The organism is Aminiphilus circumscriptus DSM 16581 (assembly GCF_000526375.1).
GTDB lineage: Bacteria > Synergistota > Synergistia > Synergistales > Aminiphilaceae > Aminiphilus > Aminiphilus circumscriptus.
Genome location: NZ_JAFY01000002.1, coordinates 1 through 21,324 on the forward strand (window position 1 = coordinate 1; position 21,324 = coordinate 21,324).

Here is a 21,324-nt window from a genome sequence, read left to right on the forward strand (position 1 = left end):
TATGTGTTTCCATCCCTCGTAGGAAGGCTCACAACTGGGAAGGACTCAAGCTCTGCCTCGCTCATTGTTGGAGTTTCCATCCCTCGTAGGAAGGCTCACAACCTGGCATTGGTACGGTGAGCACAGAGCGAGAGCCAAAGTTTCCATCCCTCGTAGGAAGGCTCACAACACCGTCCTGCGCACCTTCAGGCCCCGAAGATAGTTGGTTTCCATCCCTCGTAGGAAGGCTCACAACCACCCCAGGGGGAAGATCGAAGACCGAGCCATACCCGTTTCCATCCCTCGTAGGAAGGCTCACAACGGCGTGCGTTTTTCGCTGCAGGCCTTGGGATGAGATGTTTCCATCCCTCGTAGGAAGGCTCACAACCGGACTGCCCCACAGAGGCGACGTGTATGACGTCGGTTTCCATCCCTCGTAGGAAGGCTCACAACGAGCAGGCGCACCAAGGCCACTCGGGGCGGCAAAATCGTTTCCATCCCTCGTAGGAAGGCTCACAACGATTCGAGACCCCTCCGCCTCCGCCACCGCCGCCGCGTTTCCATCCCTCGTAGGAAGGCTCACAACTGGATCTGCAGATTCGATACTGGTAGGCCCTTGCGAGTTTCCATCCCTCGTAGGAAGGCTCACAACACGTGGCGTACTGGATCGGAAGGGACCGGGTGACCGTTTCCATCCCTCGTAGGAAGGCTCACAACCCATGAAGGAGGTACGCAAATGGCGTTCAATCTGAAGTTTCCATCCCTCGTAGGAAGGCTCACAACGGAGACGTCATTGATCTCCTGCGAAAAGCACTTGAGATGTTTCCATCCCTCGTAGGAAGGCTCACAACAGAGGATGATTGATATGCCTACATATCTGAATGAAGTTTCCATCCCTCGTAGGAAGGCTCACAACGAGGCAGCCACAGGGTTGCTCTGGAGCGCGGCTATCCTGTTTCCATCCCTCGTAGGAAGGCTCACAACGAAATGACCGTTCAAGAGTTCCGAGCCGACGCCGATGTTTCCATCCCTCGTAGGAAGGCTCACAACGCGCACCCTGCGCCATATTCCCTCGTCGGTGCCACGTTTCCATCCCTCGTAGGAAGGCTCACAACCGACCGCGAACGAACATCAGTGGCCATCGGACGTGAGTTTCCATCCCTCGTAGGAAGGCTCACAACTCCCCAGATTGCCCCCGTCTATCTACGGGGACAAAGTTTCCATCCCTCGTAGGAAGGCTCACAACGAGAGTATGCTGGCGCTCTTTGGGCCAGGGAATTTCGTTTCCATCCCTCGTAGGAAGGCTCACAACATGGACGGGAGTATGAGGTTGTAGTGGTCGATCATAGTTTCCATCCCTCGTAGGAAGGCTCACAACCTTGTTTGGGCGCTCAGTTAGTCCCCGGATTTTTGGTTTCCATCCCTCGTAGGAAGGCTCACAACGACAACGCTCGACGGGATCTCCATGGAGGATGTCTCGTTTCCATCCCTCGTAGGAAGGCTCACAACTTCCCCCTTCTCAACCACCTCCCAATTCATAATCCGAGTTTCCATCCCTCGTAGGAAGGCTCACAACTATGACTGCGGTCGAGGTTGCGAAGGAATGCCTTCTGTTTCCATCCCTCGTAGGAAGGCTCACAACCGAGCGATGCCATTGCTGCCGAGTTAGCTGAAATTGGTTTCCATCCCTCGTAGGAAGGCTCACAACCATTTCGACAACAAGGCCTGCGATGAGACCAGCCGCGTTTCCATCCCTCGTAGGAAGGCTCACAACGTCCCTGACGAGATGCTTGGACTCACTGTCGCCAGTGTTTCCATCCCTCGTAGGAAGGCTCACAACGAGCGGGTGCGGGGTCTCGTGTCTGGATCTGGTTGGTTTCCATCCCTCGTAGGAAGGCTCACAACTCATCGAATCTTCTGGTTTCGTGGAATTCCATGGAAGTTTCCATCCCTCGTAGGAAGGCTCACAACCCAGAGTCGAGATCCGCGACGGCACGACGACCGCGCGTTTCCATCCCTCGTAGGAAGGCTCACAACCGCTTGTGATATCAGGCTCCCTACTGTCGATTGAAAGTTTCCATCCCTCGTAGGAAGGCTCACAACCCGCCGCGACACTCATCATACCCGCTTTTCCGTCGGGTGGCCAGAGCAAGAAACATTACGGTTGTCAAGATGCGTGTTGCGTCGAACTCGTTGCCGTCACAGAATTCGGGAGTCTTGCCTCGCTGCGTCGATCTCCCGGGTTTTACTCGCTACCGAGGGTGGACGCAGGCAAACTTCAAAGGCGGCGTCGGCTGGTCCCACATGGTGAACTTTCCCGGAGCAGAGCCACACAAACATGGACAGAAGAACAGGCACCACAGGGGCAACAAGAACAACAGCAACAAACACAACAACAAGGACGATAACGGTGTGGGCTCCAGACGGCGGACGAGGTAATCGACATGAGGCAACAAAACAGCAAGGACGACAGGAACGACAGGCGCATGAGAGAGTTTCGGATCCGGCATTGCCTTGACGCTCCGTCAGAGAAACTGATCCCCGCTTCCCCGCTCCTGACCCAGGATTTCCCGGGTAGCGTAACGCTCGGTGCGCCAGGTGTAGAAGATAACGCTGTCGTATTCCCTGTCGAGAACGTGCCGCATGTCCGCCTTGAGCTGCTGGTAGACCGCGGGCGAGAGTTCACCCTCGAAGACAGAGTTCTGTACCCAGGACAGATAGCGCCGCCCCACCTTCAATGCCCGGGCGACTCGCTTTTCCCCCACATCGTAGACCATGATGACGAACACGGCTACCACCTGGAAACAAAGGGCTCGTAGGGATGATCCCCGAGAATGTGCTTCTCCAGCTTGTAGGCTTCCATGCGCAAAAGAGTTCTGTAGCTCACCTTGCGGTTCAGCGTGGAGTGGTCAATGGTGCCCTGGAGGCGCTCCTCCCAGGTTTTGAGGACGATCTCCCGCCCCGCGTCGGTGAGCAGCACGCCCTCGCCGGAGGTGGAAAAATGTTTCGGCTGAAGCGCCTTTCGATTCAGCAGGGAAAAGATGACCCGATCCACGAGGATTGGTTTGAAAATCTCCGCCAGATCAAGGTTCAGGCTGAATCTGCGAAAGTTCGTCTCGTGCAGGTAGGCGATGCGCGGATCCAGATGCGTCCGGTAGATCTGGGAGAGCACCGCCACATAGCACAGGGAATTGCAGAAGCTGATGAGTGCATTCATCCGGTTTCCCGGCGGACGCCGGCTCCGGCCTCCGAAGAGAAAACGCTCGTCCTCCACGATGGCGTCGAAGGCGCCGTAATAGGCGTCTCTGGCATTTCCCTCGAAGGCCATGAGCTGTGCCACGTCCTCGGCGTCCTCCAGGCGTTCGCGAAAGCGACGGAGTTCCGCCGCAGCTTCGTCGATGCACTCTCGACGCTCCGGAATCTCCTTGCGATTGGCGTAGTAGGCAAGGACTTTCTCCATGTTCGACGTCGCCCCGTCCACGAAGCGCCGCGCCAAGACCAGGCGCTCCGCTCCGTCGAGGTAGGCCTTCACCTGGGCCACCACTACCGCGCCCGCGTTGAGGTGCTCCCGTGGATAGTAGGTTCCCTGATAATAACCGTAATGATTAAAGAAATGAAGGATCAGTTGCGTCGTCGTTGCGAACTCGAGAAAACGCTTGTTCAGCGTCACCTCCCCGAACACGAGAATTTCGTCCGTCGTCTCCACGGGAACGAAACGCCGTCCGGTCTCGCTCTCCACGACGATGGTGTTGTCCTTGCGCTTCAGCTCTCCCGATGAAAGAAGGTACAGCGTACGTCCCATTCGTTACCTCCCCTCGCGCATTCAGAAGCCTGGGGGAAAAACTCGGGTTCCGCGTTTGGGTGCAGAGCTTTACTTTAGGAAGCCTCTGAATAAGGCTGCGTCAGCCTCGCAGAGCCTGGTGCGACCCGAGTCAAGGAAAAGCGCAAGGCCTTTATTCAGAGCTTCCTTAGTGCTTGGAGACAAGGCTCGGGTCCCGCGTTCAAAGTCGCCGGTCTGGCTTCGGGCGCCCCTTCCACCCGATCGTTCAAGCCCCACGCCACTCCGGTTCTGCCCGCTTCGGCTCCGGCACGCATCCGGATCGGAGCACCTTCAACTCCAGCACCATTCGCCGTAGGCACAGGACCGGCAATAGGCGCAGCGCGCAAGAGGCGGCGGAGAGGCAGCGCTCGCAATGGCCCTGATCTCCTCGTAGATCCGGTCCAGGCGCTTCCGGAGGGGTTCGTCCAGGAGCACCTCCTCCCGGCGACGCTCCTGGGGAAAGAGCAGAACCCCCTTCGCCTCCTGGCCCTGCTTCTCCAGCTCATACAGATAGTGACCGAGCTGGAGCCTTGCGGCGGCCATGCTTCGCGAACTTTTCTTCACCTCCGCCACGACGAGGGTGCCGCCCTCTTCGCGGAGGATGTCGAAGCGGTTGTCCCCAAAGGAAATATCGTGCCGGTCGCGGACGTAGGTTTCCCGGTCGTTCAGTCGCCCGAGGCGGAGCAGTTCGTCCCGCCGGTCAGGCTCCACGCCGCGGGCCATGAGCCACACCTGGCGCGAACAGATCGCGGCGTACCAGACCAGCGTTCCGCCGATGCGGGCGGATTCAGAAAGAATCGGGCCAGTCATCGTCCTGCCGCGTCCTGGTGAAAAAGGCTTGCGAGATGCAACACTCGAACATGGGACATCTCCTCTACACAAAGCAAACAATCTGAGCATAGTGTATCACCTGATCCATCCCTAGGGTAAGTTTACCACGAATATTTCAGAGACTTTCCAATTTCAGCTGATTATGATAACATAGAGCGAGGAATAACCTTAACTAAAAATTTTTCAGAATTGTCGGATAAGATCTCGCTTGCGTTGGAAATCAGCTCGACCACGTCCACGGATTTCACGTTTTGTTTAAAAGTTTACTTTAACTATTGAAATAAATTCTTCATTTTATTGAGTTAAATAATTATTTCCACAAAAAACTTTAGAGTATTGTTGTGGCCAGAGTCATTGACATATCTTACTAACTAAAATTGCGAGCGAGAACCCTGTCAGATTCAGGCACGCGAAGCCCTCTCTTAAAGCACAAATATGAATAAAAAATAATTCACTAAAGAAGGTGGCGCTCCATGGGCTTTCTTGATGCAATAAAAGCACTTGGAAAAATGGAAGAAGAACTTACACAAGAGGGGGAGAGCGTTAAAAAAACAAATGAAAAAAACGATCCATTGGTAGAAATCGCCAATCTTCTTCAACTTCCTTTACCCTTGCCAAAGGGGAAGGGTACTCCGCCAAAGGTCATACGCATATGGTGCAAGGTTAGTGATTTGGAGAAAAATCTCGTCAACGAAGATCTCCCTCTCGACATCTTGGGCATAGAAAAGATTGACATGGTGGAGTACAGCGCCGGTGGGGATGCACCTGACCCAGAAGACATTAAAAAAAAGTATTTGTATCACTCCCCTGCTGGGACGAACATCAAGTGGCAATACTCCCCCTTGTATAAGCTGGGAAAGGCGAAAAAAAACGCAAACGCACAGGAAGAGCTTGTGGGAGAAGGCGGCTCTTGGAACGAGAATACAGAAACCAGGTTTTTCAAGCTTAAAAAGAGCGTTTTGCAAGCATATGAGACGTGCAGTGTGTGGACATCTGGAAGTGTCGAGCGAATCATGAAGGACCTCGAGGAGCACGTTGAGAATCTCGCTTCTCTTTGGAAAGATGCCAATGCCTCGACGCTTTTAGTGTTCGGCGCCAAATCTCCGTCAGGGGAATTTCTTTGGCCTGGTGAAATTCCAGCTTATCGCAGATATTTCAAAGAGAAGGTTAGGGAGAAGCTTGCCTCCTCTCCAAAGAAGACTAGAGAGAAGCTTGCCTCCTCTCCTACCTTGCGCTGCTCCTCTTGTCTTAGTGAAATCCATGCTTCCGAGCCTCATTTTAACCTGGATAAGATTTTCAAGTTTGCCACTCTTGACAAACCGAGCTTTCTGCCGGGCAACCAGGGGAAAGCCGTGTCCGGAAAGATCTGGCCCCTTTGTCAGAATTGCTGTGGCCTGATGTCTCGGGGAAGAGGGTATATCGAGGAACACTACATGCGAAGCGGCATCTTTCCGGGGCTTCACGTCTTCGTGATCCCGGAGTTGCTCTTCACCGATGGCGATATGTCGAAACATCTTCCGGCGGTGGCCGAAGAGACCAAGGATTTTCTGAGGCGCGGCATCAAGAAAGAGAAGAAACTCTTCAGTTTCCTGGCCAATCAGAAAGAGTCGCTGGTTTTCCATTTCCTGTTCTGGGAGAAAAACAATTCCCAGGAGAGAGTACATCTCATGGTTGAGGACATACCGCCGTCGCGACTCAAGCGACTGGAAGAAAAATGGAAGGGAGCAGTGACCGCATACCCTTTCACCCCTAAAGGCGAACTAACAAAACCTCAGCGTGATTATGTGGAGTCTCTGGACTACGCCTTTGGAGCCATCAGCAACTTCTTTCTCTGGAATGCCAAGGATGAAAGCCAGAAGAAGTGGCTTCGGGACAGAGCATTGAACATCATCGGAAGGCTCATGGGAGAGGAACAGGTGGATATAAGGGAGGCGAAGCGCCTCGCGGTTTCCAGGCTTCCCGCCCATTTCCACAACAGTGACAACAGAAGGGAAAAGAGCAGAGATAAAGGGGATGAATCCGGCATTAGGGAGGATCCTGTGATAAGCATGGCGCGGGTTGTGGATTTTCTAGTTCGAACGAATGAGAGGTGAATGTGCGTGAAACTCGACTTCTTCGATCGCTTTTCAGACCCCTATGTACAAACCGACGCGGGCAGGGGGGTGTTTTTGAGCGGCATCGTGCTGAGCATTGTGGCGTCACAGCAGGCGGAGAACCTTTTGGACGCACCGCTCTTCAAACAGATCTCCTTCGGAAGGATGCAGATGCGGGACCTCGAGAAACTCCTCTCTCGTGTACCAGAGCTCTCAAAGGCTTACCATCTGGAAAATGCGGGCAGAGTAGCACAACTTCTTGGCACAGCAGGCGATCTTCTGCTCTCGGACAAAGGGAAAGATCTCGGAGTGGATGGCAATTTCGCTTTCGCAATAGCTTTCGTCAACGCGTGGCGCTACTATAAAGACATTTTTCCAGAGGAGAAAATTGCACCTTCGGAGTCGAATGATCTAGACGCAAAAACAGAATAATTATAATCAAATTTTTTATTTCATAAAAGGAGGAATCACATATGGCCTTTGAGAGGCGCAGAGAATTTCTCTTCCTCTACAGCGTGAGGGATGCAAACCCGAACGGAGATCCTCTGAACGGCAACGCCCCGAGGAAGGACGAAGAGACGGGACAAATCCTGGTCTCTGACGTGAGGATAAAGCGAACCGTTCGGGATCAATGGATTCGCGAGGGAGGCAAGAACGTCTTCGTGGACGGAAAGGCCGTAACCCTTAACAAAAGAGTAGATGAGCTCAAGAGACAACTAGACAAAAAATTAAAAAATAATAAATCAGGAGACTCAATAAAAGACATAATAAATTCATGCATAGACGCAAGGTTGTTTGGCGTTACTTGTACTATTAAGGAAGAGAAAGCATCCGGCAAAAGCAAGAAAAACAAGGCCGCTGAAAACATGGAGAATGCGGAGGAAAATGTCTCCAGCAAAGGGAAGTCTTTTTCCTGGTGCGGTCCAGTGCAGTTTAAGTGGGGACGGAGCCTTCACAGAGTCCGGGAGCAGTTCGTCCAGGGCACTGCGGCTTTTGCCACGGAGGGAAAAGAGCAGCGCTCCTTCAGAAATGAGTATATCGTGCCCTTCTGCGTGATAGCGAGCTACGCCATAGCCAATCAGCACGCCTCAAAAGACTCGGGGGCCACAGAGGAAGACCTCAATGATCTTGTAGATACCCTCTGGAAGGGTACTGAAAACCTCATCAGCCGAAGTAAGGTGGGACACACACCCCTCCTGCTTCTAGAGATCACTTACCGAGAGGAATTTGATGGCCTCATAGGAGCCTTGGACGAGCGCGTGAGCCTCAAAACCCTTGACTGCAAAACGTTGGACGAGAACGCCCAGTACGCCCTGCGATCTCTGGACTCGGTATTGTTGGATATCGCCCTTCTTTTAAAGGCAGTGGAATCTAAAAAGGACAATATCGACCAACTTCGGCTGATCCACAACGGACAGCTCAACATCTCTGGTAAAGACGAACTGAAGAACATCCTCGGAGAAGAAAGGGTCAAGGAAGAGACGAGGTGAGGTCAATGGCCCTGGCTTTCGATATCAACGGCCCCATGGCTATGTTCCGAAAATCCTACACCACCACCTCGTCGATATCGTTTCCCTTTCCGCCTCCTACGGCAATAGCAGGGCTTATCGGTGCCATAGTGGGGTTTAAGAGTGGGAGCCACTCCAATGGCTGCGCTGCCGATTTCTGGGAGGAGATGAAAGGGAATCGTGTTGCACTGCGGATACTCCATGCCGGAACCATTGCCCGTCATGGACTCAACTTTTTCGATCACAGAGACAACACTCACAGCCCAGTGAAGCACCAGTTCGTCCTGTCGCCAAAGTATAGAATCTACGTGGAAGGAGCGGTGGAAGAACGTTTGAGGCCTCGCCTCGAGGCGGAAAGCTTCGTCTACACTCCATATCTTGGCGTGGCGTATGCCCTGGCAAACATATCTTACGCCGGTTCTTTTGAGCCGACGACTCTGAACGTAGAAGACGAAGAAGATAAAAAAATATGCGTGGACAGCGTGATCCCCTGGAAAGAAAACATGTCCATCGACGTTGTAGCTTCCGGGGGGGCGTTCAGGGAACGGATGCCCTTCTCCATGGATCGCCAACGTGCCCTCGAAAGAGTTATCGATGTGCTCTATAACCCAAAGGGCCGCAAGCTCTGCCTGACAGATAAAGGAGACGCCTATGTCACGAGATGCAATGATGACGTGGTGGCCTGGTTCCCTCACTGGTAAGAAAAGCCATCCGGACAAATGTCTCGTCGACCACCTGGAGGGTGTAGCAGCCTTGGCGAAACGCCTGGCCCAGACCCATGGCGTGCTAGACAAAGCGGACATTGAAAAGCTTTTTGATATGAGCCTTACCCATGACCTGGCAAAAGCACGGGACAAATGGCAGCGGTACCTTGAGGGAAAGGGAGAAGGAACGCCTCACTCGGAAAGCTCCTCCTTTTTCACCCTGGATCTAACGCACGATGTGATGGCAGCCGAACTAGTCCGTTGTCATCACGGTTCACTCAAGAACATTGAAGACGTGAAATCCTTTTGGGTAAATGATGACTTTAAACTATGCGATATCGTCTCAAAAATAAAAGAAATCTTGCCGGAATGGGAACCCTCGCTGAACGACGCAACGTGGGAAAAGATTAATAATGACCTGCTCTTCGAATTTAAGACAGACGAGAACTTTTGGTTAAGATATCGCGCTCTACTATCGTATTTTATTGCCGCCGACAGAATGGATGCCCTGGGAGTCTCGGGCTTCGACCCCACGCCTCTTCGGTTCAAGCAACCCAGCTTCGACCAAAGGAATGACCTCGACAAGTGGAGGCAAGAAGTCCGGGTTGAGTGTCTTGATAATGCAAAGTGCAGGGGAGAACCCGGAGTGTATACCTTGACGCTTCCCACCGGGACGGGAAAAACCACCATCGGCCTTGAGATAGCCCATATGTGGGCGAAAAAACACGGTTATCAGTCCATCATCTACGCTCTACCGTTCATCAGCATCACCGAGCAGAATGCAGAGGTAGCCCGTCGGCTCCTCGGCGAGGACGCAGTCCAGGAAGATCATTCCATGATTAAACGAGGTGGGGATGACGACACTCCGTCTCCTTTGAAAAGAATGGAGGCACTGTTTCGTTATTGGCATCTTCCGGTGGTAATTACCACCATGGCTCACCTCTGGGAGGTTCTTTATGGTGACAGGGTCAACTCCACCATCAATTTCCATCAGCTCGGGAAGTCGGTGGTTATTTTGGACGAACCCCAATCTATTCAGGCAGAGCACTGGGCAGGATTGGGCAAGACACTGCATCTCGTTTCGAAAAAGTTCAAAACCGCTTTTATTCTCATGACAGCAACACAACCCCATATAGCGGAATCCGCCACGGAAATCGCTCCGTGTGCATGCCAAAAACCCATATCAAATAGATACCACTGCAAGATCCTGCGCGAGGAACTCTCCCTCGGGAAATTACCGGATGTACTTAATCACCATCTTCCCTTAAAAGAGCCCTCGGGGCTCATCGTGGCCAACACCCGCAGAGAAGCGCTCAAAATCCACAAAATCATGTGCGAAATGCAGGAAAAGCAACAAATTTCTCGGGGGCCGGTCCTTTTCCTCTCCACGTGGATGACACCGGCGCACCGCAGGCGAACCTTGAAAAAGCTCAGGGACCTCGAGAAAGAAGATCATCCGCGGTTTCTGGTTTCTACGCAGGTAGTGGAAGCAGGGGTAGACCTGGATTTCCATTGGGTAGCCCGGGACGAGGGCCCCTTAGACAGCGTAATACAGGTGGCGGGCCGCTGCAACCGCCACGGCAAGCGTAACGTCGGCATGGTACTGGTCGTGAGGCTCAAGAATGATAGAGGAAAACGTTTCTCCCGCATGGTTTATGACTCTATATTGCTTCAGGCCATGGAGGAAGTAACAAGCGAAATTTCGGAGTTCGAGGAGCGTCAGATCGGAGATGTGGTAGGTAAATACTATGAACGAGTCTCGGGAAGCAAAAAAGGCAGCGGCCTTTGGGATGACATCGTCAAGGGAAAATGGGCGACGCTGCCTCCCCTTTACGCGAAAGAAAGACCAGCGCTGGTGACGCTGGTGGTGGAGGCGGAAGATTCCAACGTAGGCGAACTTGTGGATTTTTTAATCAAAGAAGAATGGAATCTCAAAAACATAGAAGAAAAGAAGTCTTTTCTCAGGGAAATTCAACAACATGCCGTAGAAATTCCTGAAAAGCTTCTTCTAAAATGCCGCGAAAAGTCTTCCTCTATTCTTTCCTCCAAAAATCCGTTAAGACAGATCAACAACAGCGACATGTGGTTCCTGTCGAAGGAAGCTGTGAGCATACTCTACGACCCGGTGACGGGCTTCACTCCCCCAGAAGAAGAGGACGACGACATAAATGGGTGCTTCGTCTGATTCTTCTGAAGGAGTGATCCTACCGTACTTTTAATGGACATTCTAAAAAGTAAGTACAACACCTATCAGAGGTAGACCATGAGCGAACGCATGACCGCCGAGTTGGTGCGCGATGTGCTTCGAATGGCATTCCCCGTTCATTCGGACTGTGGGAGCCGCTATTGCTCCGCCTTGTACCGAGATTTACCCACGCGGCACGAACTGTGCTGTCGCATGGGCGATAAGGAAAACTGTTTCGACAACGCATGCACCGAGAGTTTCTTCATTATTCCCTTGAGATCGAGGCGATTCACGACAACGACAACCACTTTCCACGCAAGAGGTGTTCCGACAAACGGTCTTCGAGTATATTCCGTCACCTACAACCGCGTCCGGCGTCACACTACTTTCGGAAATGTGAGTTCCGAAACTTTCGAAGCGATGTTTGCCGCAAAGTCGTGTGTCCACGACTACTGATGGGCAAAATCAGAGGGTTATCTGGATTATCCTCAAGGGAGCCCTCGATTCCCAAATAAATCACATGAATTCACCTTTTACAAAAAATACGTGATACAACTCCCCCTCAAGGCCGCCCTCCGGCCCGGAACCTTATCCGCAAGGAACCGCGGAAACCGCTCCGGTCGCCTCCTCCGCATCTCCCGCCTCCCGCACCAGTTCGACGCATCCCCAGCCGCTCGAATTCTTCGCACCCAGCCCCGCGTCTAGTGCGAGCTGCAACAGCTCCTGCGGCCCTTCGAGACGGAACAGGCCGTCCCACCCCTTCACCGGAAAGGTATCCCCGGGAGAAAAAAAGCCGGTCACGCGATGCACCCTTCCCACGGGGCGAAAACGAAGCAAAGGGTCTTGCGAAACCTCCGCGTCGTCGCGTTCGCCGGGGCAGTTCTTCTCCGCAGTTCCGGCGAGAGCGGCCTGTTTTTTTCGGAGGTTCGACGCAATCTGTTCTGAAAAGGCCGTTTCCTGCGGCTCGTAATACACCGTGTAGGGGCGCCCGTCCCCTCTGCGCAGCGTGGAGTAGACCGTAATGGGCGAGAGCGTGCGCAGCAGGACCCGCGTTCCTGCCACCACGGGAGCCGTCACTTCCACGCCGGAACAGAGCAGTTCGTTGTTCCCCAGACGGAACAGCCGCCCCGAAAGAAGTCCCTGGGCGCACTCCTCGAGAATATCCAGCACGGGAGAAGAAAGGACGAACGAGAGAGGCGAGTCGAAGAGAAGAACGTCTTTCTCTCTTCGAGGAGGGGAGACGCTTTGAAGCCGGGAGAACGTGAAGAGGCGGAAGGAACGTTTTTCGAAGAGAAATCCCGGACCGTGGAGGAACGCCGCGAGGTCCTCCGAGAGGAGCCCGTATACGGCGGCCTGCAGATAATGCCGATACGCTTCGGGGAGACGCACGGGACCGCTCTGTTTGGATTCAATATGAACCGTCATGCGCATGGCGCTTTCTCATTTTTCCAAGAAACAAACAACATTGCCAATCCACCTCCAAAAAAGAGGAGCTTTTTCTCAGTATATTCATCCTCTCTTATTTTTCAATCCTGCCGCAAGTCCCGATTGTCCGCCTTCACCCCCGCGAAATCCCACAATTCCTTGTGGAATCTCTGAATAAGGCTGCGTCAGCCCCACAGGGCGCCTCGTAGAGCCTGATGCGACCCGAGTCAAGGGAAAGTGAAAGACCTTTATTCAGAGCTTCCTTGCGATTTACAAAGGCAATCCCTCATAGGAAACCTAAGTCATATGTGTTGTTTTCCACGAGAGCAATAATGTTTCCAACCCTGATAGAAATATTTTTCAAATAGTATCACGCAAAATAATAACCTTAACCACCATAGCCACTGGAAATAATTTACTGCCTTAGAGTATTTAAAACAAAAATCAAAACATCTTCATCCTTGGGCATCTTGATATCTCACCTCCAGCTTCTCTCTCATGATAGTCGCATCATAACACCAACCCTCGACTTGCATATTTCAACAAGAGATATAATCAAAAAATTTTTTGAACGTAAAAAAAACCCCCTCTTAGATCTCGAGATGCTATGCAACAATCCTTCCTGGTTCACCGCACAACTCGGAGAGCCCTTCCGTGCGAATCGTCAGGAATACCCGAAAACGGCCCTGCCCATGACAGCCACAGTCGCTCCGGCCCGTTCCATCTCCTCCAGACAATCCCGACTCAGGTCGCCGTCGACCCAGATCTCTGCAGCGGGAAACAGACGCGTGCTCATTCGTACTTTGGCAATCATGACCGGGAGAAACTCTTGCCCCCGGCCATCAGGTTCCGCGGTGAGGACCAGGACACCATCGAGGCGATCCGCCAGGTACAGGAGGGGTTCCGGTGATGTTTTTGGGTTGAAGGCCAGTCCCGCTCGAAGCCCGGCTTTCCGGGCCAAGGCGAGAAAATCCGAGGGGTAGTCCAGGGCCTCCACGTGGGCAAAGACAATGGAAGCCCCCATCTCGGAGATGTCCTCCAGGTAGGTCGACGGCCGGTTTACCATGAGATGAAAAGAAAATGGAAGAGCCGTGACCCTCCGGAATGCTCGGACGGCCTTCATCCCGAAGGTGATATTCGGGATGAAGTTTCCGTCCTCAATATCGATGTGTAGATCCCGGTAACCTCCCTGCTCCACCGCACAGAGCGCCTCGCGCCAGCGCAGCGGATCGGCGGAGGCAATGGAGGGGGAAATTCTCATCGCCCGGTCTCTCTTTCCTCCAAGGCGGCAGGAGGAAAGAGCAGAAGGCGCAACGCCTCTCCCTCCGTCTCGACGTTTCCGAGACGCTCCAGCAGCGTCGGATTCTGCAGGAGTTCTACCAGTTCTCGGATCAACCCTACCTGCTTCTCTCTTTCCCTGATCGCCAAGAGGAAGACGATCTTTGCCGTGACCGTGCTGGATCCGTCTGTTCCCATCAGTCCGAAAGCCGCGGGCGACGCAAGGATACCGACAGCGATTCCCGAGGCGGAGACCCGGTCCGGATCGGCATGAGGAATCGCCGTTCCCAGAGGTAGCGTGGGCAATCCGGTGGGATAGATCTTCTCCCTCGCAACGGCGTCATCCGCGTACCCCGGCTCCGCGAACCCCTTTTCGACCAAGCGAGACGCGAGAGCACGAATGACCGTCTCCGCATCGGAGGCCTCCACGTGAACCGCGATGAGATCTTCCCTCAGAAGGTCGGCAAGCGAGCGCTGCATCAGACACGCATCCCTCCGCTCACGCGCCGAAGAGAAGCTGGGTGATCTTCATCATGATCCAGGCAATCCAGTTTCCGTTGGAAAGCCCGGAGATCATCGTCGCTCCCTCGGGAATGGCGTAGACACCGCTCGACCGGGCGATATCGGTGATGACCGGCGCAAAAGAGCCGGCGAGATAGAGAATCATCGCCATGATGATCGTGCCGTAGAGAATCGTGCGGAAAAGATTCCCTCTCGTCATGGGCGGAACCATGCAGACAAAGAACGCAGTGGCCGCCAAGTCCGCGAAGGGCAATACCCGGTTGCCCGGAAGAACGAAGGCGAGAAGAAGCGTGATCGGAATCAGAACAATGGCTGCCGCGATGGTGATGGGGTGTCCTATGAGAATGGCCGAATCGAGACCGATGTAGAAATCGCGCCCCTTGAAGTGCTTCTGCATGAACTGTCTCCCCGCCTCAGAGAGAGGAGTCAACCCTTCCATAAAAATTGCGATGATGCGCGGAACCAGCAGCATGACCGCCGCCATCTGAACCGCCAGGAGAAAGGTATTTTTCGCGAAACCATAGGCGAAGAAGCCCAGGAACAATCCCAGGACCGCTCCCATCGTGACGGGCTGTCCGAGAACGCCCAACTTCTCCCGGATAGTCTTTTCGTCCCAGTTTATGTTCCTCAGACCGGGAATGCGCTCCATGATCCAGTCGAGAACGGCAATGATCGGGACGCTGGTGACGCACCACCCTTGGGGAATGGAGATGTTCGGCAGGTGAAAGAATTCCTGCACTCTCTTCGCCGTATAATCCCCGATGAGCAAGGCAATCACGCAGTGTGCTCCTCCAGCCGCGAGGCCCAGGATCAGCCCCTTGCCGCCGCCACCCGAGACTAAATAGACCACCGATCCGGTGAACGCGAAATGCCAAAAATTCCACATGTCCACATTGAGAGTTTTCGTGGTTTTCGTGAGGAGCATTACGATGTTGATGCCGAAAGCCAGTGGAATGATGAGGGCACCGATGGTAGTGCTGAACGCGATTGCAGCACCCACTCCCCACCCGACGTCGACCGCTTCGAGCTTGACGTCGGTAGCGGCAATAAGGGCCTTGGTCGCAGGATCCAGGGCGCCCAGCAACAGACCGATCACCAAGTTCAGTCCGACGAATCCAACACCCACCGTAATTGCCGAAGTGAGGGCCCTTCCCGGCTTCTGCCCCAGGATCAAGCCCAGGCAAAAAACCACGATTGGAAGCATGATGGTGGGACCCAATCCCGTCATGAAATCACTGATCGTCTTGATGCTTTCCATCTCTTACCCCACTCCTTTCGATTACGTGGCAGACATGTTTTCGTCGAGTTTGGCGGCGATTTCGTCCACGAGCTCCTCCATGCCGATTCCCGTCAGGAAAGCAATAGCGCTGGTGAATACAGGGACGGAAAGCTCATAAGGGACCTGAGCCGTCGAGACGACCGCGTCGGCATCTTCCGCATAGGCTGGTATTTCCGGAACGCGGCACTGCACGATCTCGACACGGTCCTTTCCACGCTCGGCAAGCATTTCCTTCAGCTTAAGAGCGACATGCGTCGATGTGGCAATACCGGTTCCACAAGCTACAACGATCCGATACGTTCTTTTCACCGCATCCATGGACACTCCACCTTTCCCGAGAGAATCAAGGGTGAACGCGTCGAAAACGACACATTCCTCCGCCAGCGACTCGGACGTTCCATGGCGCCACCGCCAATCCGCAACCCGCTTCTCCCAACGCATTGAGTCATCCACCGTGTTTGATCCGCCCCCTTTCGCTCACCCGCACGTCTCAGGCGAGCGTGACCGCCACGCCATTCCTGCGGAGAGCATCTAGAGCTGCAGGGTCGGCTCCCCTATCGGTAACGATCCGCGTGATGCGTTCCATACCGCAGATTTCCACCAGGGCCGTCTTTCCGAACTTGGAACGGTCCGCGACGACGATCACTTCACACGCCGATTCGATGAGGAGCTGCTTGACGGCCGCTTCTTCGAAGTTCGCATTGAAGATTCCCCGGTCCGGGTCAATGGCGTCCGCCCCGAGGAAAGCCTTATTCACCCGCACGCGGCGGAAGAAACGTTCCGTCTCGCTCCCGAGAGTCAAACCGAACCCCCGACGAACCCTGCCCCCCGCCAGAAGAACCGAACTCGTCGGGTTGTAGTCCACCGTTCCGGCAATCAGAAGATCGTACGTCATGACCGTCAAGTGCCTGAGATTGATCAGCCTCCTGGCGACTTCCAGCGTCGTCGAACCCGCATCCAGAGCGATGGCCTCTCCATCCGCCGCCAGCGCGGCTGCAACGGCGCCGATACGACATTTTTCCTCCAGGTTCTTGAACTGTTTTTCCGCATAACTGTCCTCGAAAGCCGTACTGGTCCCGGGAGAGACAGCGCCGCCATGGGTCCGGCTCACCAGCCCCTTGGCGCTGAGTGCTTCGAGATCCCGCCGAACCGTGGCCTCGGAAACTCCGAGATGACTGACCAGACCCTCCACCGTCACCCCGCCACCGGAGCGAATTGCTTCCAGAATTCTTCTCTGGCGCTCCGCCGGAAGAATCGAAGGATGAGCCTGCCTCTGCATATTCCGTTCCTCCCCGTACATGGGATGAAGAACCGCTGGTCCCGCAGCGCATCGCACAGCGATTCTCGATTCATTAGACACCAGTGTACGGGAGGCACACAAAGAAATCAATATCGATCATTTTTTTTGATTGATATTGATCAGTAAAAGTCACCGTGGCAGCGACAAAGCAAGAAGACATGCACGGCAGGAGAAGATCCGGCCTTTACCGAAGGCCGGATCTTTTTTCAAGACACACAACTCCGGGAGATCCGACGGGAAAGGACCATTAAACGCCGGGCCCCGTCTTTGAGAGTGGGATTTTCTGCGGATACGGAAAAAATCCGGGAACATCCTCGAAGAAGAGGGCTTTGTCCCCGCTACTTTTCGCCGTAGTGACTTTTCGGAAGATATAGGGAAGCTCTGAAGAAAGACCTTTCGCTTTTCCTTGACTCGGGTCGCGTCAGGCTCTGCGAGGCGCCCTGCGAGGCTGACGTAGCCTTATTCAGAGATTCCATAGGGCGAGGCTTGAGAGAAGCGCCGCAAGCACGCCGCAGGCGAGCTTGAAGGCGCTGTCATAGAGCAGCGGCGCCAGAAACCCCGAGACGACGGCGAGGATGAGGGTCTGGACGAAGGCCTGCAGCGAAGCCGCCAAGCCCCGGCTTTCTGGAAAGAGTGCAAGGGCCGTGACGGTGATCCCCGGCGCAGCGATGTTCATGCCGAAGGCGTAGAGCATGAGGGGCAGGACCGCCCAGGGGAGTGCGGGGGCAAACAGGGCGGTGTAGGCCACGTTGCACAGCGCCGCCACCCCCATGACGCCGAAGCCGATCCGGATGATGGCCCCGGTGGAAAAAGCGGCGCGTCAGCCGCGCCGAGGTGGCGGCCCCCGTGACCATGCCGGCCACGAGGGGAACGAAGAGCCAGCCGAATCCGGTCTCGGGCTGGTGGAGGATGTTGATGACGAAACTGGCCGCCGAGCCGATGTAGAGCCCGAATCCGATGAAGAAGGTTCCCATGGACAGGATCAGCCGGAGAAAGCGCATGTTCCGGACGACCTTTCCGTAGTCGGCGAGGATGCCCGCGGGTCGGAAGCGGTGGCGCATCCCCCGGGGAAGGCTCTCCGGAAGCAGACGGAAGAACGCGACGCTCATGAGCAGGGCAAAGGCCGCGAGGAAGAGAAAGACCGATCTCCAGCCGAAAAGCACGTGCAGCCATCCGCCGAGAATGGGGGCGATAGCGGGAGCGAGGCCGAAAACCATGGTGATGTAGGACATCACCCGGTGCGCCTCTGCACCCGAGGCGAGATCCTGCACGACCGCCCTTCCCACCACGGCTCCGCCCGCCGCCGCAAGATCTTGCACTCCTCGACGCGGCGTGCCCTGCACCGCGGCGCAGGGCACGCTTCCACGACGGCGCGACCGTCGCGAGGGCGGCGTTCCGCCGCAGCCTTACGCGGCGGAACGACACGAAACCTACAACCCGAGCAGCGGCAGGAGCGTGTCCAGGTCCTTGTCACCCCTGCCGGAGAGGTTCACCAGGAGGATCTGTTCCTTCTCCATCGAGGGAAGCCTCTTCAGCGCGTAGGCGAGCGCATGGGAACTCTCGATGGCGGGAATGATGCCCTCTTCCCGACAGAGGCGCCCGAAGGCGGTGATGGCCTCCTCGTCGGTGACGGCCACATACTGCACCCTCCCGGTATCTTTGAGATAGGCGTGCTCTGGGCCGACGCCAGGATAATCGAGCCCCGGAGCAATGGAATAGACCGGAGCGGGCTCGCCCGCGTCGTCGGCGAGCACATAGGTGTTGAAGCCGTGGACGACGCCGGGAGAACCCGCTACGAGAGTGGCCGCGTGGGCGCCGAGGCCGAGGTGCAGCCCCTTGCCCGCGGGCTCCACGCCCGTGATGGCCACCTGCGGGTCCGCAAGAAATCCGGAGAAGATGCCGATGGCGTTGCTGCCGCCGCCGACACAGGCCACCACTTCGTCGGGAAGCCGTCCCTCCCGCTGGAGCATCTGCGTCCGGGCCTCGCTGCCGATGACGCTCTGAAAGAAGCGGACGATTTCGGGATAGGGAGAGGGGCCGACGGCGGAACCGAGGAGATAGAACGCCTCGGGATCCTCCATCCACGCCGCGAGCGCGCCGTCCACCGCCTCTTTGAGCGTGGCCTGACCGAAGGAGACGGGGACCACCGTTGCGCCGAGGGCACGCATGCGCCCCACGTTGGGAGCCTGACGCGCCACGTCCACCGCGCCCATGTAGACAACGCACTCCATGCCGAGCAGCGCCGCCGCGGTGGCGCTGGCCGTTCCGTGCATTCCCGCGCCGGTCTCGGCGATGAGGCGCTTCTTTCCCATGCGCTTCGCCAAAAGCCCCTGTCCGAGAGCGTTGTTGATCTTGTGCGCCCCCGTGTGGTTCAGGTCCTCCCGCTTCAGAAAGAGCCGCCCGCCGCCGCACGCCCTGGAGAGGTTCCGGCACTCCGTCACGGGGGAAGGTCTGCCCACGAACTCCACCAGCACTTCGTCCAGCTCCTTCCGGAACGTCGGATCCGCCACGGCCTCGTCGAAGGCCTTCTCCAGCTCTTCCAAAAGCACCGCGATCCCCTCGGGAACGAATCTGCCGCCGTAAGGGCCGAAATAGCCCCGCTTCGTCCGCGCCGCACCCTGTTCGTTCAAAACCGCCGTTCCGCCTTTGCTCATCTCTGCCATGTTCCTCGCCTCCTCTGGTTTCTTTCGATGTCCCTCCGCTGCGCTGCGTTTTTCTTCCCCTTCTCACCGCTCCTCTTCTTTCCCCTTCCCTTCTCCACTCCTCGCCTTTTCTCTGCTCTCTTCCTTCTTCTCCATGCCCCTTTCTTCCGGGCGCTCTTTTCCGTTCGCTCCGCGTTCTCCCGCTTGCGTTCGCGTCGTCCGCGCCCGCCGCTTCGCGACGGACCGACATACAAAAAGGGCCGTCGTCGCGACGGCCCCGAAAAGGACAACGCAGGGGGCCGCGGGAATGCGCCTGTCCCGCGGCCCCCCTTGAAAAACAGGTCAAAGGCGGCGGGACCCTAAGGCCACCACCACCAGAAATGCGTCAGACGAAAACCGTTCCTGGACACTGCACCCTTCTGCGTCATGGACGGGACCATACCACGGAAACCGCGCCTCTGTCAACGCCGTTCCGTCGCCCCTCCACCGAGCGAGAACCCCGTCACGACGGCACCCGCCGAAGCGAGACACGACATCCCCCACTCCAGCAACAGGCAGCGAAAATGACCCGGCGGCCTGTCCCGGACAGATGCACCTTCTCCCGAAGCCGTTGCACGCGACACAACAATCCCGACATCGAAAAACTTTATTGCCCTCGGATCCAACTGCGTCCATGCTCTTGTATTGCGCTACAGGACTTGTTATAATACCTTTATTATCTTACTAAGTTAGATTATATCTAACCACAAGGGCCTCGTCGCTGCAAAACGCTCCCGCGTAAAACACGGTTCCGGTCCAGCTCCTTCGGCACGGCAGCGGCGTGCGGACAAAATCCGCCGCGGAGCACCCGCACTCGGAAAAAAGCACGACATCCGCCGTCGCGGCGATTTCTGCACTTCGAAGACACGGCGTTTTTCCCGTTCATGTTCATGTTCACGTTCATCACAAACACGCATCGATGAAAAAGGAGGAACTCCGCACATGAAACCGCCCACGAGCATCGAAAAAGCGGCCTCCGTCCTGGACAGACTGGCCGAACCGCCCTACACCATGTCCCTCACGGAGGTGGCGGATTTTCTCTCCATGAGCAAGCCCGGTGCGCTGAGCATGCTCGACGCCATGGAACAGTGCGGGTTCGTCTTCCGCGATTCCCTGACAAAGCGTTACACCCTCGGGGCCTCTCTCGTCCGGCTCGGCAAGGCCTTTCTGGAGCAATCCGATCTGGAGGACACGGTCATGCCCCATCTGGTCCGCCTCAAGGAGACGACGCCCGGAGGAAGGGGACACACCTATCTGAGCATCTGGGACGGGCGGAAGTGTTTTCTGCTCCTCTCCGTGGATTTTCTCCACGACCGGCGGACCTACGGTCCCTACGAGGGAGGCGGAATTCCACTCCACGCGGGACTCACGGCGATCCTCCTGGCGGCCTACCAGGACCAGGCGACGATCCGGCGCATGCTGGAGGCGGCGGTCCCGCTGAAGAAAGTGACGGAGAACACCCTCACGGACATCGATCAGATCATGGAGCACTATCGCAGAGTCCGCGAACAGGGGTACCACCTGGGCAACGAAGGATACCGCATCGGTTTCGTGGGCATCGCCGCACCGGTGTTCGACAAGGACGGCAGAGCCTTCGCCGCGGTGGCCCTCTCCTGTCCCAAGACACTGCTCTCCCGGGAGGCGCTTGTGGAGAGCTACCTGGACGGCGTGCTCGAAACGGCCCGGGTCATCACCCGAAAGATCGCCCTTCGGGGGTGA

The 21,324-nt window shown here is 55.8% G+C and carries 15 protein-coding genes, 1 pseudogene and 1 CRISPR repeat array; of the genes and pseudogenes, 5 read left to right on the forward strand and 11 right to left on the reverse strand.

Features of this window, described 5'->3' with window-relative positions; genetic code table 11:
- Positions 1-5: 5 nt before the first annotated feature.
- Positions 6-2,082: a CRISPR direct-repeat array (repeat unit 30 nt; unit sequence GTTTCCATCCCTCGTAGGAAGGCTCACAAC).
- A gap of 422 nt (positions 2,083-2,504) precedes the next feature.
- The 3 genes from cas2 to cas4 form a co-directional block, all read right to left on the reverse strand.
- Positions 2,505-2,768, reverse strand: coding sequence for a CRISPR-associated endonuclease Cas2 (cas2, locus tag K349_RS0100630; protein WP_026367979.1), 264 nt, complete (start codon positions 2,766-2,768; stop codon positions 2,505-2,507).
- A gap of 2 nt (positions 2,769-2,770) precedes the next feature.
- Positions 2,771-3,781, reverse strand: coding sequence for a type I-B CRISPR-associated endonuclease Cas1b (gene cas1b / locus K349_RS0100635; protein WP_026367980.1), 1,011 nt, complete (start codon positions 3,779-3,781; stop codon positions 2,771-2,773).
- A gap of 309 nt (positions 3,782-4,090) precedes the next feature.
- The gene (gene cas4 / locus K349_RS0100640; RefSeq protein WP_034264145.1) at positions 4,091-4,609 is read right to left on the reverse strand and encodes a CRISPR-associated protein Cas4; all 519 of its coding nucleotides are present in this window, start codon (positions 4,607-4,609) and stop codon (positions 4,091-4,093) included.
- Between the two features lie 755 nt (positions 4,610-5,364).
- Here cas4 and K349_RS0100645 point away from each other — a divergent pair.
- The 4 genes and pseudogenes from K349_RS0100645 (at position 5,365) to cas3 (ending at position 11,120) form a co-directional block, all read left to right on the forward strand.
- A pseudogene (locus tag K349_RS0100645) lies at positions 5,365-7,155 on the forward strand (TM1802 family CRISPR-associated protein).
- Between the two features lie 41 nt (positions 7,156-7,196).
- Positions 7,197-8,213, forward strand: coding sequence for a type I-B CRISPR-associated protein Cas7/Csh2 (cas7b, locus tag K349_RS0100655; RefSeq protein ID WP_026367984.1), 1,017 nt, complete (start codon positions 7,197-7,199; stop codon positions 8,211-8,213).
- 5 nt (positions 8,214-8,218) lie between these two features.
- A complete protein-coding gene (gene cas5b / locus K349_RS0100660; RefSeq protein WP_026367985.1) occupies positions 8,219-8,932 on the forward strand; it encodes a type I-B CRISPR-associated protein Cas5b in 714 nt (237 codons plus the stop codon).
- The gene (gene cas3 / locus K349_RS0100665) at positions 8,901-11,120 is read left to right on the forward strand and encodes a CRISPR-associated helicase Cas3' (protein WP_274703379.1); all 2,220 of its coding nucleotides are present in this window, start codon (positions 8,901-8,903) and stop codon (positions 11,118-11,120) included. Before cas5b ends, cas3 begins: the two co-directional genes overlap by 32 nt.
- A gap of 588 nt (positions 11,121-11,708) precedes the next feature.
- Here cas3 and cas6 read toward each other — a convergent pair.
- From cas6 to trpB, 8 genes are all read right to left on the reverse strand, one after another.
- On the reverse strand, positions 11,709-12,545 hold the full coding sequence (gene cas6 / locus K349_RS0100670; RefSeq protein ID WP_026367987.1) for a CRISPR-associated endoribonuclease Cas6: 837 nt from the start codon (positions 12,543-12,545) through the stop codon (positions 11,709-11,711).
- Between the two features lie 664 nt (positions 12,546-13,209).
- Entirely contained in the window at positions 13,210-13,806 is a 597-nt protein-coding gene (locus K349_RS0100675; protein ID WP_026367988.1) for a beta/alpha barrel domain-containing protein, read from the reverse strand.
- On the reverse strand, positions 13,803-14,303 hold the full coding sequence (locus K349_RS0100680) for a PTS sugar transporter subunit IIA (protein ID WP_026367989.1): 501 nt from the start codon (positions 14,301-14,303) through the stop codon (positions 13,803-13,805). Before K349_RS0100680 ends, K349_RS0100675 begins: the two co-directional genes overlap by 4 nt.
- Positions 14,304-14,322: 19 nt before the next feature.
- Positions 14,323-15,603, reverse strand: coding sequence for a PTS galactitol transporter subunit IIC (locus K349_RS0100685; RefSeq protein WP_026367990.1), 1,281 nt, complete (start codon positions 15,601-15,603; stop codon positions 14,323-14,325).
- A gap of 21 nt (positions 15,604-15,624) precedes the next feature.
- The gene (locus K349_RS0100690) at positions 15,625-16,065 is read right to left on the reverse strand and encodes a PTS sugar transporter subunit IIB (protein WP_211240302.1); all 441 of its coding nucleotides are present in this window, start codon (positions 16,063-16,065) and stop codon (positions 15,625-15,627) included.
- Between the two features lie 49 nt (positions 16,066-16,114).
- On the reverse strand, positions 16,115-16,903 hold the full coding sequence (locus tag K349_RS0100695) for a DeoR/GlpR family DNA-binding transcription regulator (protein WP_051464156.1): 789 nt from the start codon (positions 16,901-16,903) through the stop codon (positions 16,115-16,117).
- A 554-nt stretch (positions 16,904-17,457) separates the two neighbouring features.
- The gene (locus K349_RS15905; protein WP_051464157.1) at positions 17,458-18,282 is read right to left on the reverse strand and encodes an MFS transporter; all 825 of its coding nucleotides are present in this window, start codon (positions 18,280-18,282) and stop codon (positions 17,458-17,460) included.
- Between the two features lie 72 nt (positions 18,283-18,354).
- Positions 18,355-19,578 carry a tryptophan synthase subunit beta gene (gene trpB / locus K349_RS0100705; RefSeq protein ID WP_157367308.1) on the reverse strand — a complete coding sequence of 408 codons (1,224 nt, stop codon included), beginning with the start codon at positions 19,576-19,578 and terminating at the stop codon, positions 18,355-18,357.
- 969 nt (positions 19,579-20,547) lie between these two features.
- Here trpB and K349_RS0100715 point away from each other — a divergent pair.
- The gene (locus tag K349_RS0100715; RefSeq protein WP_026367995.1) at positions 20,548-21,324 is read left to right on the forward strand and encodes an IclR family transcriptional regulator; all 777 of its coding nucleotides are present in this window, start codon (positions 20,548-20,550) and stop codon (positions 21,322-21,324) included.

Coding starts and splice junctions, on each gene's coding strand:
- K349_RS0100675 (WP_026367988.1), bottom strand. CDS start 13,806: ATGAGAATTTCCCCCTCCATTGCCTCCGCCGATCCGCTGCGCTGGCGC.
- K349_RS0100695 (WP_051464156.1), bottom strand. CDS start 16,903: ATGCAGAGGCAGGCTCATCCTTCGATTCTTCCGGCGGAGCGCCAGAGA.
- K349_RS0100685 (WP_026367990.1), bottom strand. CDS start 15,603: ATGGAAAGCATCAAGACGATCAGTGATTTCATGACGGGATTGGGTCCC.
- cas3 (WP_274703379.1), top strand. CDS start 8,901: ATGACGTGGTGGCCTGGTTCCCTCACTGGTAAGAAAAGCCATCCGGAC.
- cas1b (WP_026367980.1), bottom strand. CDS start 3,781: ATGGGACGTACGCTGTACCTTCTTTCATCGGGAGAGCTGAAGCGCAAG.
- cas4 (WP_034264145.1), bottom strand. CDS start 4,609: ATGACTGGCCCGATTCTTTCTGAATCCGCCCGCATCGGCGGAACGCTG.
- cas7b (WP_026367984.1), top strand. CDS start 7,197: ATGGCCTTTGAGAGGCGCAGAGAATTTCTCTTCCTCTACAGCGTGAGG.
- K349_RS0100680 (WP_026367989.1), bottom strand. CDS start 14,303: ATGCAGCGCTCGCTTGCCGACCTTCTGAGGGAAGATCTCATCGCGGTT.
- K349_RS0100715 (WP_026367995.1), top strand. CDS start 20,548: ATGAAACCGCCCACGAGCATCGAAAAAGCGGCCTCCGTCCTGGACAGA.
- K349_RS0100690 (WP_211240302.1), bottom strand. CDS start 16,065: ATGCGTTGGGAGAAGCGGGTTGCGGATTGGCGGTGGCGCCATGGAACG.
- trpB (WP_157367308.1), bottom strand. CDS start 19,578: ATGAGCAAAGGCGGAACGGCGGTTTTGAACGAACAGGGTGCGGCGCGG.
- cas5b (WP_026367985.1), top strand. CDS start 8,219: ATGGCCCTGGCTTTCGATATCAACGGCCCCATGGCTATGTTCCGAAAA.
- cas6 (WP_026367987.1), bottom strand. CDS start 12,545: ATGACGGTTCATATTGAATCCAAACAGAGCGGTCCCGTGCGTCTCCCC.